Source organism: Pseudoalteromonas sp. A601, assembly GCF_002165575.1.
Taxonomy (GTDB): domain Bacteria; phylum Pseudomonadota; class Gammaproteobacteria; order Enterobacterales; family Alteromonadaceae; genus Pseudoalteromonas.
Genome location: NZ_MXQF01000014.1, coordinates 1 through 18,039, shown reverse-complemented (window position 1 = coordinate 18,039; position 18,039 = coordinate 1). Strand labels below are relative to the sequence as shown.

Below are 18,039 nucleotides of genomic sequence, written 5' to 3'. Positions count from 1 at the left end.
TTACCAACGCCAATAATTTAACTTTTTACGCATCTTTAAATTTCGAATTAAATTAAGCGGTTTGGGCTTAAGTTTTGGATTTGTTAATACTAATTCATTGCATGCTGCAAGTACACGTTGACTCGATAGGCCGTCTTGGTATGGATGAAGCTGTTGACAAAAAGACTCAATATCGTCCATTAGCTGAGCTGGATGAGATAAAGCAAGCTCAATGGCAGCTTCTACTTTTTCAGGTTCAGTGACATCAAGAAGGTGTTTTCCTGGATCTTGATTGCAAAAAGTTACGACTGGTTTTCGTTGTAAAATAAACATCAATAAAATTGATGAAGTATCACAGAGCATGACATCAGCAGCTTTTAAAAGGGGTAATACATTATCTGTTTCAATAAAAGTTAGGTTTTCGTTCTCAAGAGCTTGATATTTAGTGACTAACTCATTTGGCATTTTAGGGTGGAACTGCATTAGAATTCGCCACTTACCTTGCTCACTAAAAGTTTTTATTGTTTGGTAAAGCTTCGGTGCCAGAGATAAGTTTCTTGAAAATGTTGAGCAAATTAATAGTGTTTTTCTTTTATCATCAGGCTGTGTATAGATACTTTTGGTGTCTGGATTGAATAGAGGATCTAATGTAGGCCAACCAGTTTCTTTTACAGCAAAGTGCTTATATTGTTTTGACAGTTGTTCAAATCTTGATGTTGTATTAGGGCCTTGAGTACAATATAAATCAAAACATCCTCTGATATTAAAGTGATCTTCGAAGCCTTTACGATTTCGTTTGCCTGAATTGAACCCATGGAAAAGACCTACTTTTATACCTGGGATGAAAGGAGGTATAACATTTCCTGGGACGAATGAAACATCTGGAGACCACCTAATAACTTCTTCGATCGTTAATAGGTGAGATTCATTATTTTTCAAGAAACTAGATGTAACTTCATTTCCTTCCAAAAACCACTTTACCTCACCTCCTTGAGCTAGTATTTCTTGCTGTAATGGCCGTAAAATAGCATAAGAATAATTTTGAGAAATATACATTAAGTATTTTTTATTTTTAGTTGCTGTTAAATAGTCCAAGTATAGTCCCCCAATAAATAGACCCATATTATAACTCTATATTGTTTATGACAGCAAAGTTACACTGGAATGACCCTTTAGCTCTTATATTTATAAGCTATGTATAAAAGAGCAGAGATTGAGCTTTTGGCTCGTCTCGATTATTATTAGCACCTCATAACCCCAATACCATACTTATGCTCATTATGGGCATGCCATACATCCGGAGATAGCATGACTAGCTATAAAGTTTTAGACGTAAACGATGACTTACCTATTCGCACAAAAGGCCCTGTTCACAGTGGTAAAGTGCGTTCAGTTTATTGGTTAACTGATGAAGATAGCGCTCGTTTAATTAGTGAAAAAGGCTATAAAGTTCCAAAAGGAACAGAGCTTGCCATTATGGTTATTTCTGATCGTATCTCTGCGTTTGATTGTATTTGGCAAGGTGAGAACGGGTTAAATGGTGTACCAGGTAAAGGCATTGCATTAAATACTGTAGCGTCACATTGGTTTAAATTATTTGACCAAGCTGGCCTTGCGGGTAACCACATTGTTGATATTCCTCATCCTTATGTATGGATTGTACGTAAAGCGAGCACAGTTAAAGTTGAAGCGATAGCGCGTCAATACATTACAGGCAGCATGTGGCGTGACTATAGCAAAGGCATACGTAGTTTTTGTGGCTTAGAACTGCCAGAAGGTTTAACGGCTAATCAAAAGTTAGATAACGTGTTAATTACTCCTTCTACAAAAGGGATCATTACGGGCGTTACAGACATCCCTGAAGTGGATGATGTAAATATCACGCGTGAGAATATCACTAATAACTTGGGCGTCTTTAATTTTAAGTCTGAAGATGATGTAGCTAAATACGAAAAGTTATTAACAGAAGGCTTTGGTCTAATAAGTGCAGAGCTTGCGAAGCTTGACCAAATTTTTGTTGATACCAAGTTTGAGTTTGGTTATGTAGAAGATGTCGATGGCACAGATAAACTTATTTACATAGATGAAGTGGGTACGCCTGATTCATCTCGCATTTGGGATGGAGCTGCTTACCGAGATGGTAAAATTGTTGAAAACTCAAAAGAAGGTTTCCGCCAGTTATTGATCAACAATGTGCCAGATAGTGATGTATTACTAAATAAAGACCGTATGGATGAACGTGAAACTCTAGCGCAAGAGTATGTCTTACCGGAGTCTGTTATGCTTGCTGTTTCTGATACTTATGTTGGTATTGCAAGTAAAATTGTCGGTAAAGATATCGCTATTCCTGCGGATCCACGTAGAGAAGTGATTACCATATTAGACGATCAATATGGATTAATTACTAAGTCTTAATAATGAGTTGGTAGTTAAGTGACTTTAAAAAGCCCAATATTTTACTATTATTTAGTGTAATTGGGCTTTTATAGTTGCATTACAGAGCACAGTTCAATTAGCTTAAGTAAAACCTGATAAAAACTTTAAACGTGGTACTTCGTGTATCCAAGGGTATAAAATGGCTTGGCTGGGGATTGTGACTAAATACATGGCGGCATTGGGTCTTTTGCTATTCTCTTGCTTTATCTCTGCTGCAGATATTACTCTTAAGGTAACGGATCAACATGGCCAGCCCTTGGTTAACTCTGTTGTAGAGCTACTCGGGCAGAATAATCAAGCTGTTGCAGGTGATTTACCTGTGTTGATTATGGATCAAATAGATAAACATTTTTCACCGACTTTACTTGTTGCCCAGCAGGGACAGCAAGTTAACTTTCCCAATAGTGATAACATTCGCCACCACGTTTATTCATTTTCGAAGGCTAAACCATTTCAATTAAAATTGTACTCAGGGCAACCAGAACAGCCTGTTGAGTTTGAAAATGATGGCATTGTGGTGCTTGGCTGTAATATTCATGATTCTATGGTGGGCTATATTTATATAGCAAGTAGTCCTTATACTTACCAAAGTGATGCAAATGGTATAGTGCGTATAGAGCAGAGCCGATTACCTGTGAAAATTAGCCTTTGGCATCCTCTGCAATCGCAGCCCCTTGAAGAAAAGGCGCTATTAAGCATTACTGAAAATGCTGTTAGCAGTTTAGCTATTGTGATTAAAACGGATACCCCTGCGCCACGTAATACATTTGGTAATAAATTTAAGGCTGAGAATGACCAATAGTTTAAAAAATCGCATTATTATACTGTGTGTCGGCTTGGTGTTATTAACCACAGTAGTTAGCTTGGCTAGCTTTTGGTGGTCAACGAGTCAATTTAATGAAAATAAAGTGACTCAGGATATAAACGTTGCTGAGAATGTGTACAAGCAATATTTAACGGCAAAAGAAAGCCTACTATTAACGGCGGCAAAGGTTTTAACATCAGACTTTGGCTTCAAACAAGCTGTAGCGACACGTGATGCAGATACTATCAGCAGTGCCTTGTATAATCATAGCCAACGCATAAATGCCGATGTAATGTTGCTATTAGATTTATCGGGTGAGCTAATTTCATCAAATCAGCCAAACCAGATTTTTAGCAATGACTTTAAGCAGCTAATGACTGAGCTACTTAATAACTCTGAGCAATCAAGTTTTGTGGTCTTTGACGGTGAATTATACCAAGTTATATTACTGCCAGTGAGAGCGCCTAGAACGGTTGCTTATAGTTTGGTTGGCTTTCAAATTAGTGACAACGTAGCAATAGAGTTAAAAAACCTAACGGGCATGGATGTGAGTTTTATTGCGCAAAGCGACGGGGTTATTCGCAGCTCGCTAGTGTCTAGACCCACTCCCTTTGTACCAAATAGTTATTTTCATCAAGCAACTACATCACGTTTGTTTGGTGAGCAACCCATCTATCGTAATCGAGATTTACACTTAGCTTCACTAAAAAAACATCCTGTTAATGTATTGCTAAGCGCTGATTTATCACAAAGCTATAGCGAGTTTGAACGGTTGTTTTTTACGTTAATATTTTTAGCTTTCTTAACTATTGTAATAGGTATTATCACCAGTAGCTTATTAGCAAAAAATTTAACCATGCCTTTATCGCAACTGGCTAGCTTAGCCCGTCAGTTCGCCCGTGGTAATTACAGTGTTGATGCTATGAGCAATAAGCAAAGTAATGAAATAAAAACGCTTATTGATGCGTTCAAAAACATGGGTAACGATATCAACGAACGCGAACAGCAAATTAGTTTTGCGGCAAAACATGATTCATTAACAGGTTTTTATAATCGCTCTGCAATGCTTGAAGTGTTAAATGAGTCTCTGGAAGAAGCTCAACAGTACACCTTAGTCGCAATTGATATTCGCGGCCTACGCCATATAAACGATAAACTTGGCCCAAGAGTAGGAGATGACTGTTTAAAAGCGGTTGCGTGTCGTATTGCCGAGTTTTCTGACGAATTAGGAGGCTTTCATGCACGTATTGGGGGGGATGAGTTTTTAACAGTGTTTCCTACATTAACCAGCCAAAATATAAAGTGTGGCATACCAGGTCTAATGGACCAGCTACAGGCTTGTTACACAATTCAAAAATTAAATATTAGTTTACGCTTTAGTGCTGGGGTTGTGAATTATCCAGAGCAAGGGCAGCAAGCCGATGATTTGATCCGTCGAGTGTTAATTGCTGTTGATAGTGCGTCAACTGAACATGAGAATATTCATTACTATCAAGATGGTGAAGATGAAGAACATCTTGAAAGCCTACGCATGATCGATGAACTTAAACAAGCGATCAGTGATGATGATGGGCAGTTATTTATGACCTATCAGCCCAAATTAAATATTGCCACGGAACAAATAGATAAAGTTGAGTCTTTGATCCGTTGGCAACGAAAAGACGGCAGTTGGGTATCACCTGAGTTATTTATTGATCTTGCTGAACAGTCAGGACTCATCGTCGAGTTAACTGAGTGGGTTATTAGCACAGTTGTGAAGCAAGTCGGCTTATGGAAGCAAAATGGCATTAATATGCAGGCGGCTATTAATGTATCGGCTCAAGATATTGCTTACCCAGGCTTTCACGCAAACTTAGTAAAAACATTAAAGAATCACTCGGTAGCACCTGCGTTGATCACGATCGAATTGACAGAACGCGATATGATTGAAAATGAAGAAAAAGGCATTCAAGCATTAGAGAGCTTGAAAGCCATTGGCGTTAAAATCTCGCTGGATGACTATGGAGTAGGGCAAACATCACTCGGGCGCTTGAAAATGCTGCCCATAGATGAGCTTAAGCTGGATAAGTGTTTTATTCTAAAGCTAGACGAATCGAAAAAAGATCAATTTATTGTCGAGTCAACTATTACACTTGGTCATCAATTAGGCTTTTCGGTAGTGGCTGAAGGAGTTGAAACCGAGGGCTCCTTAGAGTTACTCAAAGCGATGCAGTGTGACCATGTACAAGGTTATTACTTAAGTAGGCCCTTAAAAACTGATGTATTTGAGCATTGGTTGGAGCAATATAATGAACCTGCTTAAAGTAATCATAGTTTTAATAACATGTGTTTATTCATTTCACACTCTTGCTGCACAAGGTAAATTGTTAGCTACGCCGGGAGTATCACAGGTGGAGGGCAGTGCGGGCGGCGGTATTGTACCTTGGGCGCAGTTAGCTGGTTATGCCAGTGATGACGAATTTGCTGTAAACGGCTTTTGCAGCCGAGCAGATGTCACTGATTACAGTTTAGATGTATGTGGTGCTCAAGTTAACTTGTTTAACCGTGTTGAATTTAGTTATGCACAGCAACAATTTGATGTACCAGCACTTGATACACAAATCGAGCAGTCAATTACATCAGCTAAGGTGAGAGTGTATGGTGATATTGTTTATAGTCAATGGCCACAATTAAGTGTTGGCGTACAGCATAAGTCACTAGAGGATGGCACTGTTGCGACCTTGCTTGGTGCACAAGACACCAGCGGGACTGATATTTATTTAGCGGCAAGCAAGTTACATTTAGGCGCCATAGCTGGTTATAACTGGTTCTGGAATATCACCACGCGCTACAGTGATGCCAATCAACTAGGTTTATTAGGTTTTGGTGGAGTAGATAAAAATAAAGAAATCTTATTTGAAGGCAGCACTGCGGTATTTTTCAGCCGTGAGGTAGCGGTTGGTATTGAGTATCGGCAAAAGTCTAATAATCTTGGTTTAGGTGAGCAGGATTGGCAGGACTTATTTATAGCTTGGATGCCTAATAAGAATGTAAGTGTGACTGCTGCATGGCTTGATTTAGGCCGTATTGCAGGCGCAGAAGATCAAACTGGTTGGTATTTATCTGTAACGGGTTATTGGTAATGAAAAACGTTTTATTTTTACTTTTTTTATTTACACTTACAGCATGTACATCAGCATCAAAGCTGAGTTTATATCAGCAGTTGGATGGTCAAAAAGGCATTGAACGTTTGGTTGATAGCTTTATTAATCAAATAGGTAATGACGATACTATATTACCTTATTTTACGCACGCCAATGTTGCACACTTTAGAGCGGGCTTTATTACTCACTTATGTTCTATCACAAATGGCCCCTGTGAATATAAAGGCGATAATATGGTTGATATTCATACTGGAATGCATATTAGCGAACGAGACTTTAATCGGGTGGTGGATTTATTAATTAATGCGATGGATGAGCAACACATCAGCCATTCGGTACAAAATCAAATTTTAGCGAAAATGGCGCCATTAAGAGCTGAAATTATTAATATTTGATTAATCTAATAATTTTTTAGTGGCATCGGCGATATCTTTAGGATTTATTTCTTTAATGATATCGCCTTCAAGTAATTGAGAGCCATTTGCAACTAATGCTATTTGGTTTAAGGTTTTAGGTACGACCAGGCTCCATGGTGATGTGCCTAGACCTACAATTGGTATTATTGGTACATTAAGCGCCGCTGCAATATGCATGGGCCCTGAGTCAATACTTATCATTAAATCTAAAGTACCAATAGCATCGGCCATTGATGCTATTGATGTTTTTCCAGCTAGCATTTTAGAGTCTATACTTTGCTTAATGAGTTGCTCATGTAGTTGTTTTACATCTTCGACTTCAGTTGGATCACCAAATAAATATAAGCAGCAATCATTTTGTTTAGCAATTATCTCAAGGCTTTTTAGAGCAAGTTTTAAAGGGTAATGACGCAACTCTTTATTTTTACCTCCAAAATAAATCCCAATATTTTTATTATTGGTACAACCTATCAACTCACTCTCATTTGTCATTAAAGAAGTACTTGGTATCGTTGAAAATGGGTTACCAAGGGGTTCATTAATAAGTCTGCAATAGCGATAAATATAGTGATGGTTAGGGTTGAGGATCAAGCTGTGTGTTAACAGAGGCGAGCGACCGTTTTTAGCATAACCTACACGGTATTTAATACGCGCTAAAAAACATAACATAGCTTCAGATAAAGAATTACGCATGATAAAGGCTAATTCAATTCTTTCTGACTTTAATATTTTGGCTTGAGCTAGCATTGAAATGGACTTGGAGCTATTAAAACGCTCGTCAATAATTACTGAGTAGCGCGAATCTCTTTTGAAAAGTTCGGCTAAGTAGGGACGAACTAGCAGTGATATTTTATGATTCGGGTATTGTTCTTTTATCAACTGAAGTGCGGGGGTGCAATTAACTGCATCACCAATAAACTTGGGAAGTACTACGAGGATCGTGCCAGTAACTGAAATCTTTATTTCTAGGGAGTTATTTCTCATTACTTGGGCTTGAGGTCCTTATAAAAATTTATTGTACCAACGTCAGTTTATGAAGTCTATTTGGCGCCAGTATTTTATTATAATTAATAACTCATCAATAGTGTTAAAGAATTAACCTATAAAAATATACCGGAGTATAAGCCCTGTAAAGGATTATAGGCGATTATATGTTGCTGCAAATAATTTTAGTGTGCAGTTTTTTGCAAAATTATATTGTAACTTAATTTTTAAGTACTTTTTGTTTTACAGTCTTTTCGATGGAACATTTATTCACTTCATGAAAAACTTATATATTTGGTACTGTAAGCATCTTATTTCACATATTGGGAGAGAGAAATACATATAATGAGCGCCCTTAGGTATGGGGTATTTCGGTACCTTTTAAGGCTTCAAGTCACTTTAACGTTGAAGATGCAAATTTAATCCCCAGAGTAAGTCATAAAAAACGCAAAGAATTTATTAAAAGTAAATTGCCAAAGCGTTATATTTTTGTGCCGTTTCAGGTTCCTCATGATACGCAAGTTGTGTGTTACTCGCCTTGGTTGAATTCAATGGAAATGCTTTACAGTGAGGTAATGAACGCTGTAGAAAAGTTAAATGACCCTGATTTAAAAGTGGTTTTTAAAGAGCATCCATCTTGGCATAAGCATTATACACACTTATACAAAAAGCACCCTCAAGCTATATTTGCAAACGGCAATGCAACTGCTGATCTAATCGAAAATGCACAGGCTGTAATCACTATCAATTCAACTGTAGGGTTAGAGGCGCTGTTATTAGCAAAGCATGTAATTACACTTGGTCAGGCTTGTTACAACATTGATGATTTAGTTTTACATGCAAATAGTAGGCAAGAGCTATTTGAGCGCTTATTACAACTGGATCAAGGCTGGCAACTAAACTTGGCGTTACGAGATCAGTTTTTTGGTTATCTAAAGCATGTTTACACTGTTGAAGGAAGGTGGCAAGATTGCTCAACACAACATGCTAAGGCTGTGGAAGAACGCCTGATAGGTTTAGATGTTTTTTCGCAGCAACTGAATAACGTAAAGGATAACAATGAAGAATGTAGTAACTTGCCAATGGTTGAACGAGCACATAAACGATTCAAAACTCGTTATCTTTGATGCGGGTATGGTGCGCCCGGGTTTATCCGGAAAGTACCAACCTGATGCTATGTTACCCAATGCACAGAGTTTTGATTTTAAAAAACAACTCGCGGATTTATCCAGCGGCTTATCTCATACTATGTGTAGCCCTGCGCAATTTACGCAGCAAATGCAGCTTATGGGCGTCGACCAAGATTCGTTGGTGGTTATCTATGAAGATGAAGGCCTGTTTAGCTCTGCTCGTGGCTGGTGGATGTTTAAGGCAATGGGCTTTGATAACGTTAAAGTACTTAGTGGTGGTTTAGCCAAATGGCAGTCTTTAGGATACCTGACTCAAGTTGAATACAGCCATAATCATCATACAGGTAACTTTATTGCCAAACCCAGAGCCGACTACTTCATTGACGCCGCAGCGGTGTTTAATAACATTGATAATGACGACGTTTTGCTATTGGATGCACGCAATTACAAGCGTTACACAGGCGAAATGGCTGAGCCGCGAAAAGGCATGCGCAGTGGTCATATACCAAATAGCTGTGCTATGCCATACAGTGAACTACTGAATGACGGAGAAGCTAAATCCCTTGAACAGATTCAAGCTGCTTTTGAGAAAGTCATTGATAACGAGGCAATATTACAATTTAGTTGTGGTTCGGGGGTTACTGCGTGCATCTTAGCGTTATTTGCTAGCGAGTGCGGCTATCAAAACCTGCATGTATACGATGGTTCTTGGAGTGAGTGGGGAGCACGAGACGAACTCCCTATCGAAACAGGGCCTTGCCCTAGGCGGGTATAGTTACAAAGTATTTACTGCAAAGTCATAGTGGCGCCAATAGTTAATTGCTTTACGATTAAGTGGTTGGCGCACTTGCACTTTACTCGCTGTAGCCGAGGGGCTTTGTTGTTTATAAAAGTCTAAGCAGTCGGTTTGCCACTCTAAATTACAAAAAGCGTATACCTTTTGCGTATTACTGGTAGGTTCAGTTACCAACTCTTCATATTGGATGATCAAGACATTGTCTTTATATGTGCTCGCGAAGTGATTTATTAGGTCACAGTAGTCATAGTAATACCGATTTATATTTTTTAAATCATAACTGTAATGATGAAAAGCACTCGCAGGGTTATAAAGCTGACGGAAATTTGCAATACAGGTATCTTGTTGCCCCCGCTGCATACAAATTATTTTAGCTTGTGGAAATGCAGCTAAAATTAAATCAATATAATAAAAATTGAAGGGCTGCTTATCACAGCTACGTAGTGATGGTGCGACTAATTGTCTAACCCGCTGTTGATAACTATTAAGTTGCTCAATAGTGTGTTTATTTTTATAGGCGTTTGCTAAAACATTGCTATTTAAAACCTGCTTATTATCCCCTTGGCAAAGTTGAACAATGTCATTAAGCTCGCCAACACCTTGAACTTGATCAGACTGATTTATAATTTTTTCCATTAATGTGGTGCCTGAACGTGGCATGCCGACAACAAATATTGGCGCAAAGTCGGTGTCAGTTTGAGTGTTGGGGAATTGCTGACTAAGCTTTGTAATCTGCTGGCAAAATTGACTATGTTGATCTGCGTTATATTTTACGAGCTGGTTAATGTTCTTTTTGCTGGCGATAAACGCATTGTAAGCGTTTTTAAATTCACCTAAGTGCTCATAATTAAGTGCCATAGCATGTTGTGCATAGTGACTGTCTTGCGCTGATAGTTTACTTTTAACTAAGGCTTTAAGCTGCGCTAAATGTACTTTTGCTGAGTGTGAGTTATTTAACTCTGCTAGAGAATAATGAGCTTGAAAATACGCAGGTTGCTGAGTAATTAATTGCTGTAGTAAATCACGAGATTTATCAAACTCCCCCATCACTTTGTAACCGACAGCCAAATTATAAGTTACTTGTGGATTTGATGGCTGACATGTAAAAGCTTTTTTCTGCCAAACGAGTGCCGTTTCGTATTGCCCTAGCCGAGTCAGTACGTTGGCCACAAGGTCATAATACGTAGCATCTTCAAGTTCACTCTTTAATGTTTGATCAATATAATGCTGAGCACTCATTAATTGGCCTGATAATGTAGCAAGCTTTGCTAAGTGAGCAATATATAAAGGATGCTTGGTAATACTCAGTGCTTTTTCGAGTAGCTTTTGTGCTTTACTGGTATCGCCTGCGGCTAAATTTACTTGTGCCAATAAAAAATAACTAAAATGATCGTTTGGGGTCTTTTTTATATTACTTACTAGTAAATGGTGGGCGTCATTAAGTTTACCTTGCGCAATTGCTTGGTCAATATGGCGTTGAAGCTGAGTTTGAGCTGATGTTAGTTGCATAGTCATAAGCATAAAAGCCTTGATGTAAAACACCAAGGCTTTTGTTTATAAAGTTAATTTACTTACAGTTCAAAATTATAAGTAAACTTCATCCCGATAGTTCGAGGCGCCGTTGTGTAGTGGCCGTATACACGTTGTAAGTCTGGTAACTCTTTATTTAACTCTTCGTACTTAGCCATACCTGCCCAAGATTTATCGCGACGTACTGAGGTATACGCGTATTTGTCGAATAAATTATCAACGTAGAGAGTCGCAGACCACATATCACCTGTTAGCTTGGCCGATAAGTTACTTAGTGCATAACCGGCTAATGTTTCGCCATCCGCTTTTAAGCCAACTTTAGTGATGGTGTCACTTTGTGCCGTCATACCGTAATTGATACTGAGCAGTTTATCATTCAATACATCTTGCTCATAACGTAAACCGAATGAAAACTGATGCTCTGGAGCACCTGGTAAGCGATCGCCATCAGCACCATCATAGTATGCTTGATACTGTGCGTATTCATCGTCCAGTACACCTAACAAACCAGGTGCATCTTCAGTTAGCTCAGCCTTTGCATAGGCATAAGTGACGTAGGCAGTCCAGTTATCAGCAATCATTGCGCGAGATGAAATTTCCACACCTTTTGAGTTTGCTGCACCGGCATTAGACGTAATAAGTTCTTGACCATTGACAGTAGCAGAGCCAACTTGGGCATCATTCCAATCAACATTAAATAATGCGGCATTAAAATGAAGGCGGTTTTTAAACCAACTTGATTTAAAACCAAGCTCATAGTTTACCGTAGTATCTGGCTCGTAATCTTCTTCATCTGGATATGCACAAACAATTTGTTGTTCGGGTAGTACCTCAGGGCAAGGTGCGATACCGTTACCACCACCTATTCTAAAGCCTTCACTCACTGTAAAGTAGGCTAGCACACCAGAATCAAACGTGTAGCTGGCGTTAAACTTGAATAGGTTACCGTTGTCGCTAGCGCTAACATTTTCCATTGCTAAATTATCAAGAGATGCAAAGTCACCTGAATACAGTGGGGTCGCAGAGCCTGATGTGGTTGATACATCGTACTCATAAAAACGTGCACCTAGGATTACGTTAAATTGCTCAGTAAAAGCATAACCGACTTCACCGAAGAGTGCTTTTTCAGTGGTTTCTGAATCGCTAATTAAAATATACTCAAGGTCATCTTGTACATTTGGAATACCACCACCCCAAAACTCAGTTAAGCCTGGCGTATATTCTCTATCATCAGAATGAGTTTCTAGTTTGTTGTAGTAACCACCTATAATCCAGTTAAAAGCACTGTCGGAATTAGACACTAAACGTAACTCTTGGGTAAAGCTATCACGTGTTGATGTATCTAGTGTTTGTCCAACAAAGGCTGGGAAGTCCGCGTAACCGCTCCAAATGTCGTAAAGCAAGTCAGTTTGATCTCGTTGCCCTGATTGCTCGTAGCTTGACCAGCCAGATGCAGATACAAGTTCAGCAAAGCCTAAATCAGCTTTAATTTCTAAACTTAGTAAATCGTTTTCTTCTTCACCTGGCTCAAGCACTCGGGCTGCATTTTCATATTGCCCAACCAAGCCTTGTAACGCACTGCTGTCACTTAATGAGTTATATTGTGATGTTGAGTTGCCGCCGTTCTCTTGTTTTTGATAAAAGTAGTTAAGGGTGGCACCAATATCTTCGTTTGCTTGCCAACGCAGTGATAAACGCCCTGTGGTAATTTGCTCATCGTTCACATCATTCACACTACGTAAGTTAGCGCTAACGTCTTGCTCATTAGTAAAGTCAGGATTTGGGTTTGATACACCTGGGTTTTGTACCACGTAGTTATAATCTATATAACCTGGGTTTGTGTAATAATTTACACTGGCACGCACTGCTAATACATCGTCAATCAGTGGTGTATTAAAAACTAAACCCAATTCACCACCGGTGCCGTCGCTTTCATTTAAGCTAAAAACATCGCCAGTTACTTGGCCTTCGGTAATATCAAGCGCAGGTTGCTTTAATAAGTAACGAATCGCCCCTCCTAATGTGCCAGCACCATAAAGTGTGCCTTGTGGGCCTATTAATACTTCAACACGGTCAACATCAGTTAAGCGTAAATCAATATTCAGCGGAATTTCGCCTACGTATGTTGCAACAGTGCCGCCGTCAGAAATACGATCAGAAGTATTGGTATTTAAGCCACGAACTATTATAGGAGACCCTTCGCGGCCACCTTGATCAGAAATAGTTAAACCTGGAACCCAGCGGGCCACATCTTCAAGATCACCAATGTTTTGATCTTTAATCACATCACCATCAAGAGCTGTAATATTAAGAGGTGCTTCCTGCACTGAACCGGCGCGACGAGTTGCTGTGATTTGTATAGTCTCAATAGCTTTGTCTGCTTGGGTTGTTGATTCTTCAGCTGCAAGGTGTTGGCTATTAAATAAAATAGCAGAAACAGCTGATGCAAGAAGTGCTGGCCTAAAGGTGTTCATGTTTTTATTCCGAATAAGTTACAGTTAATTTATGCTTTAAAATCAAAGTTGAGTGATTTTTTAAACAAAATTAATTAGATATAAAGTGAATTTATATCAAATTATAGTGTATTTTTATTCTTCTAGTCATGCGTTATTTGCAAGATTATGTAATTATTTTGAATAAATACTCTATGGTTTTTTATAGGGGCAATTTTGGCAGTTGTTTTGGCAGCATTTTCCACGTTTTAAGAAAAACCAACGACTGAATACCATATAGCTATTTTGCATTTCATAATCGAGGTTTTCGATTAAATTGGCGTTAGTGTGAAAGGATTTTGCAAAAGCAAGTTGCTCTTTGAGGGGCCGTAGATAGAGGGTAGTTAGAAATTGATTTATTTTCGCTAAGGTACACTCTCGACATAAACAGCTGGTTGTTGTGCTATCAAGCGGTAAAATAGCTGGCAGCTCATTGCACCAACAGACGTTGATATTATCAACATTACAGGTAAGCGTGGTTTGGCATTGTGAGCAAGCTAAAATAGTCATTCGAGATTCGTTTAATTTTTTAATAATAATCCACTATAGAATAACAGATAACTAACTATGAACAGAGCACAAGCGTTAGCAGAATTTGCCCGTTTTGGTAAACAAAAAGACGAGGCCATCAGTATTATTGTTTCAACAACAAGTGATGAGCAAAGCCCTGCTTACACATTAACGCTCGCAACCGTACTCGATGTACTCACTCGCTGCTTGGCAGGCGAGATAGCTTTAGATGACCTTGAGCTGTGGGCCAATGTTATTGAATCAAGAACCGACATCGATCACAGCGCCGTGGAAGGTGCAATTTATGCCCTAAGCAACAGCGAACAAATGGGCGAGTTGGATACTAGTAAAATTGAGAGGTTGGTTGGATTATTGAAAATCTAGCCATCAGTCTGTCTCTTATACAGAAGATTTTATTTTCTTAGATTTATGATATAATAAACAAAAAGTTAGGTCATGAATACGCTAAGCAATGAATCTCTCGAATTGGCGCAACTTATTTTCAGTAAAGCTAAGCTTAATGATCCTCGTCCCACTAAACGCTTGGTAAGTATAAGTGCTTCTTTAGAAAGTAATGCCAGTAAGTCATTAATGTCATCTTGCCTACACAGACAACATAGTTAGAGAGCGGCCACTCGTGCTCGCTCTTTAAGATGCAACAGGGCTGAGCTATAAACATTCCGTATGTGATGAATTAGGTGAAGTCAATTCAGCAAAGAGGCGGAAGAAAAGCACGAACAACCAGTATAGATGTCAGCTTTTCGCCGATTAAATTAAAGTGTTTACGGTATACAATAGAGCCGATCATGCAGTTAGGTGAGCCCTGTTTGCTAACACAGAAGTATAGGCTTTCACCGCCTGAATATTTTTTGGGCGGCTTTGCTGTATACAGTAACCTGTTTTGCTGTGAGCTTTCCCTGTTCACTCCATAGTTTCTGAAATAATGGAGAGTGCAATAGTGGTTGCTCACCACCGATTTGCTCACCGCAAAACGCTTATTGAGAAAAATGAGGGGGCTGCCTATCATTCTGCCCACCACTAAACAGGTAGTAGGTAACGGAAATCTGCAAACCGATTTGGACTGGGGGATAAAAAGCCCTTTATTTTCAATACTCTTCACAAGGTAATGCAGGGCTTCTAAGACATTCTTGGACGGGTAACCTTCTACCTAGGAACCTATTCGATGTTTTGGATCTGCTCTCTCATCTGCTCAATCAATACTTTTAGCTCTACTGCTGCATTGGTGATGTCGCTATTAATTGATTTAGAGGCCAGGGTGTTTGCTTCACGGTTGAACTCTTGCATCATGAAATCTAAACGACGGCCACATGCACCGCCTTTTTTAAGGATCTTTTTAGTTTCTTTCACATGCGACTTCAAGCGGTCTAGTTCTTCAGCTACATCTTGCTTTTGGGCAAGGTAAATTAGCTCTTGCTCGAGGCGAGATTCATCGATATCGGTTTTTAAATCCTCTAACTTTTGATTTAATTTTTCACGTTGCCATTTTGCTATTTCAGGCATGTGGGTTTCTACAACAGCAACTTGCTCTAAAATAGCATCAAGACGTGTGGCTATCATTTCTTCAAGGTTTGCACCTTCACCAGCTCTAGCAGATTTAAAGTCTTCGATAACTTGATCAAAACCTGAAATAAGGGCGGTGTTAACGCTGTCCATATCAAGCTCTTCGGCTTCCATGACACCAGGCCAACGCAGAATATCAACAGGGTTGATGTCACCATTACTTTGTTGTTGCACCCATTTAGCACTATTTATAAGTTGCGCAGCAAGCGATTCATTTATTGAAAGCTCACCAACATGGGCAGGGTTGGCAACAAACTTTAAGAATACTTCAACTTTACCGCGCTGTAAGTGTTTACGTAAGCGCTCACGAATAACGGGCTCCATGCCACGAAATTGCTCAGGCGCACGAATAAAAGTTTCAAGGTAACGTTGGTTAACTGAACGAACTTCCCACGTGCCAGTGCCCCAATCGCCTTTTATTTCGCGACGCGCGTAAGCTGTCATACTGTGGATCATGGATGGTTTCCTAGTTTATTTAAACAATATTGAACTGATTATACCGTATCACTGCATAAGCTCTAGCGGAAATTTTTGTTGATGTTGTTTTTGCTTATAGCATTTCTACAATTCACCATGGCATCTGCCGCTATATATACTTATAATATGTCAAATTCAGAATTAAGGGGATCGTTAATGCGTCCAAGCGAAAGAACACCTAACCAAATTAGACCGGTTACATTTACGCGTAATTATACATTGCATGCAGAAGGCTCAGTGTTGGTTGAGTTTGGCAACACTAAAGTACTGTGTACAGCAACTGTTGAATCAGGTGTACCGCGTTTTATGAAAGGCCAAGGTAAAGGGTGGATCACAGCTGAGTACGGAATGTTACCTCGCTCAACCCATACTCGAAATGGTCGTGAAGCGGCGCGAGGCAAGCAAAGCGGTCGCACTATGGAAATTCAACGTTTAATCGCACGCTCTCTTCGTGCTGCGGTTGATTTAAAAGCATTAGGTGAAAATACTATTACAATCGACTGCGATGTAATTCAAGCCGATGGTGGTACGCGTACTGCATCTATCAGCGGAGCCTGTGTTGCCTTAGTTGATGCGCTGACTCATATGCGTAGTAAAGGTATGATTAACTCTAATCCTCTTAAGTTTATGATCGCAGCAATTTCAGTGGGTGTTTATAAAGGCCAAGCGATTAGTGATTTAGAATACCTAGAAGACTCTGATGCTGAAACAGACATGAATGTGATTCTGACTGAAACAGGTAAAATCATCGAAGTGCAAGGTACAGCCGAAGGTGAACCTTTCTCGTTTGATGAACTTGATGAGCTACTAACTTTAGCTAAACATTCAATTCGCGAAATTATTGACGTGCAAAAGCAAGCACTCGCTTAATAAAGTAATAGGTTTAATAGTAATGAAAGATTATCAAATAGAGTTTATTGAATTTGCACTTGAAAAGCAGGTGCTTAAATTTGGCGAGTTTACTTTAAAATCAGGCCGTACTAGCCCTTACTTTTTTAACGCTGGTTTATTTAACACTGGCCGTGACCTGGCTCGTCTTGGTCGTTTTTATGCCGCTGCCCTTGAAGATGCCGCAATTGATTATGATGTTTTATTTGGCCCAGCGTATAAAGGTATTCCAATTGCGACCACCACAGCTGTTGCGTTGGCTGATCACCATAATAAAGATGTGCCTTATTGCTTTAACCGTAAAGAGAAAAAAGCGCATGGTGAAGGTGGCACATTAGTAGGCTCTGAGCTCAAAGGCAAAATCATGTTAGTTGATGATGTGATAACCGCAGGTACTGCTATTCGAGAGTCAATGGAAATCATCGCGCAAAATGGTGCAGACTTAAGTGGTGTATTAATCGCACTTGATCGCCAAGAGAAAGGTAAAGCAGAGTTATCTGCAATACAAGAGGTAGAGCGTGACTTTGGTACTAAAGTAATTTCAATTGTGAAATTAGCTGACCTTATTAGCTACCTTGAGAGCAAAGGGACAATGGATGAACATTTAGAAGCCGTTAAAGCATACCGCGAGCAATACGGTATCGCTTAATTACGCTTTGTTTAGGTGTTATCTAATCGATATATAGTAAAAGCCCAGTGATTTTCACTGGGCTTTTTACACTAAATTACTTAACAAGGTTATTAAAACGTAAATTAAGTATAGGTTTTGTAGTGTTTGGCATGAATAATGAGCGAACAGTACTTTATTTTAAGTTTTCTTTAAAAAACGCTTGCGTAAAAATCGGATCTCCCTATAATGCGACCCCACTGAG

17 protein-coding genes are annotated in these 18,039 nt (G+C 39.3%); 11 read left to right on the top strand and 6 right to left on the bottom strand.

Translation table 11 applies throughout. The annotated features are described in order from the left end of the window. Window positions 1–1,074: a CDP-glycerol glycerophosphotransferase family protein gene (locus tag B5G52_RS12915; protein WP_176372547.1), complete on the bottom strand. Its 1,074-nt coding sequence runs from the start codon at window positions 1,072–1,074 to the stop codon at window positions 1–3. Window positions 1,075–1,287: 213 nt separating this feature from the next. Between B5G52_RS12915 and B5G52_RS12910 the strand changes: the two genes are divergently transcribed. The 5 genes from B5G52_RS12910 to B5G52_RS12890 all read left to right on the top strand — a co-directional run bounded on the left by B5G52_RS12910 (window position 1,288) and on the right by B5G52_RS12890 (window position 6,758). Further along, the gene (locus B5G52_RS12910; RefSeq protein WP_087533062.1) at window positions 1,288–2,394 is read left to right on the top strand and encodes a phosphoribosylaminoimidazolesuccinocarboxamide synthase; all 1,107 of its coding nucleotides are present in this window, start codon (window positions 1,288–1,290) and stop codon (window positions 2,392–2,394) included. 160 nt (window positions 2,395–2,554) lie between these two features. Next, complete coding sequence (locus tag B5G52_RS12905; RefSeq protein WP_087533061.1) at window positions 2,555–3,217, top strand: methylamine utilization protein; 663 nt, start codon at window positions 2,555–2,557, stop codon at window positions 3,215–3,217. Further along, window positions 3,207–5,522, top strand: a complete 2,316-nt coding sequence (locus B5G52_RS12900; RefSeq protein ID WP_087533060.1) for an EAL domain-containing protein — start codon at window positions 3,207–3,209, stop codon at window positions 5,520–5,522. The genes B5G52_RS12905 and B5G52_RS12900 overlap by 11 nt, the downstream gene beginning before the upstream one ends. Next, on the top strand, window positions 5,509–6,342 hold the full coding sequence (locus tag B5G52_RS12895) for a DUF3034 family protein (RefSeq protein ID WP_087533059.1): 834 nt from the start codon (window positions 5,509–5,511) through the stop codon (window positions 6,340–6,342). Before B5G52_RS12900 ends, B5G52_RS12895 begins: the two co-directional genes overlap by 14 nt. Continuing rightward, window positions 6,342–6,758, top strand: a complete 417-nt coding sequence (locus B5G52_RS12890; protein ID WP_087533058.1) for a group 1 truncated hemoglobin — start codon at window positions 6,342–6,344, stop codon at window positions 6,756–6,758. Before B5G52_RS12895 ends, B5G52_RS12890 begins: the two co-directional genes overlap by 1 nt. On the opposite strand, the gene B5G52_RS12885 is transcribed toward B5G52_RS12890, so the two are convergent. After that, window positions 6,759–7,763 (bottom strand): glycosyltransferase family 9 protein, encoded by a 1,005-nt coding sequence (locus B5G52_RS12885; protein WP_087533057.1) that lies wholly within the window; start codon window positions 7,761–7,763, stop codon window positions 6,759–6,761. Window positions 7,764–8,233: 470 nt separating this feature from the next. On the opposite strand from B5G52_RS12885, the gene B5G52_RS12880 reads away from it, so the two are divergent. Continuing rightward, window positions 8,234–8,890, top strand: a complete 657-nt coding sequence (locus B5G52_RS12880; RefSeq protein WP_254911207.1) for a hypothetical protein — start codon at window positions 8,234–8,236, stop codon at window positions 8,888–8,890. Then, window positions 8,823–9,668: a sulfurtransferase gene (locus tag B5G52_RS12875; RefSeq protein ID WP_087533055.1), complete on the top strand. Its 846-nt coding sequence runs from the start codon at window positions 8,823–8,825 to the stop codon at window positions 9,666–9,668. The genes B5G52_RS12880 and B5G52_RS12875 overlap by 68 nt, the downstream gene beginning before the upstream one ends. On the opposite strand, the gene B5G52_RS12870 is transcribed toward B5G52_RS12875, so the two are convergent. From B5G52_RS12870 to B5G52_RS12860, 3 genes are all read right to left on the bottom strand, one after another. After that, the gene (locus B5G52_RS12870; protein ID WP_254911206.1) at window positions 9,669–11,204 is read right to left on the bottom strand and encodes a tetratricopeptide repeat-containing sulfotransferase family protein; all 1,536 of its coding nucleotides are present in this window, start codon (window positions 11,202–11,204) and stop codon (window positions 9,669–9,671) included. A gap of 56 nt (window positions 11,205–11,260) precedes the next feature. Beyond that, window positions 11,261–13,693: a TonB-dependent receptor gene (locus B5G52_RS12865; protein ID WP_087533053.1), complete on the bottom strand. Its 2,433-nt coding sequence runs from the start codon at window positions 13,691–13,693 to the stop codon at window positions 11,261–11,263. 171 nt (window positions 13,694–13,864) lie between these two features. Then, the gene (locus B5G52_RS12860; protein ID WP_087533052.1) at window positions 13,865–14,221 is read right to left on the bottom strand and encodes a DUF5522 domain-containing protein; all 357 of its coding nucleotides are present in this window, start codon (window positions 14,219–14,221) and stop codon (window positions 13,865–13,867) included. A gap of 57 nt (window positions 14,222–14,278) precedes the next feature. Here B5G52_RS12860 and B5G52_RS12855 point away from each other — a divergent pair, with 57 nt between their 5' ends. Together B5G52_RS12855 and B5G52_RS22545 are read left to right on the top strand one after the other, a co-directional pair. Then, complete coding sequence (locus B5G52_RS12855; RefSeq protein ID WP_087533051.1) at window positions 14,279–14,605, top strand: hypothetical protein; 327 nt, start codon at window positions 14,279–14,281, stop codon at window positions 14,603–14,605. A 72-nt stretch (window positions 14,606–14,677) separates the two neighbouring features. Beyond that, the gene (locus B5G52_RS22545) at window positions 14,678–14,845 is read left to right on the top strand and encodes a transposase DNA-binding-containing protein (RefSeq protein WP_140394325.1); all 168 of its coding nucleotides are present in this window, start codon (window positions 14,678–14,680) and stop codon (window positions 14,843–14,845) included. A gap of 552 nt (window positions 14,846–15,397) precedes the next feature. Here the strand turns inward: B5G52_RS22545 and B5G52_RS12850 are convergent. Further along, a complete protein-coding gene (locus B5G52_RS12850) occupies window positions 15,398–16,258 on the bottom strand; it encodes a YicC/YloC family endoribonuclease (RefSeq protein WP_087533050.1) in 861 nt (286 codons plus the stop codon). A gap of 177 nt (window positions 16,259–16,435) precedes the next feature. Between B5G52_RS12850 and rph the strand changes: the two genes are divergently transcribed. Together rph and pyrE are read left to right on the top strand one after the other, a co-directional pair. Next, complete coding sequence (gene rph, locus B5G52_RS12845) at window positions 16,436–17,149, top strand: ribonuclease PH (RefSeq protein ID WP_058560283.1); 714 nt, start codon at window positions 16,436–16,438, stop codon at window positions 17,147–17,149. 22 nt (window positions 17,150–17,171) lie between these two features. Beyond that, complete coding sequence (gene pyrE, locus B5G52_RS12840; protein ID WP_087533049.1) at window positions 17,172–17,816, top strand: orotate phosphoribosyltransferase; 645 nt, start codon at window positions 17,172–17,174, stop codon at window positions 17,814–17,816. The last annotated feature ends 223 nt before the right edge of the window (window positions 17,817–18,039 follow it).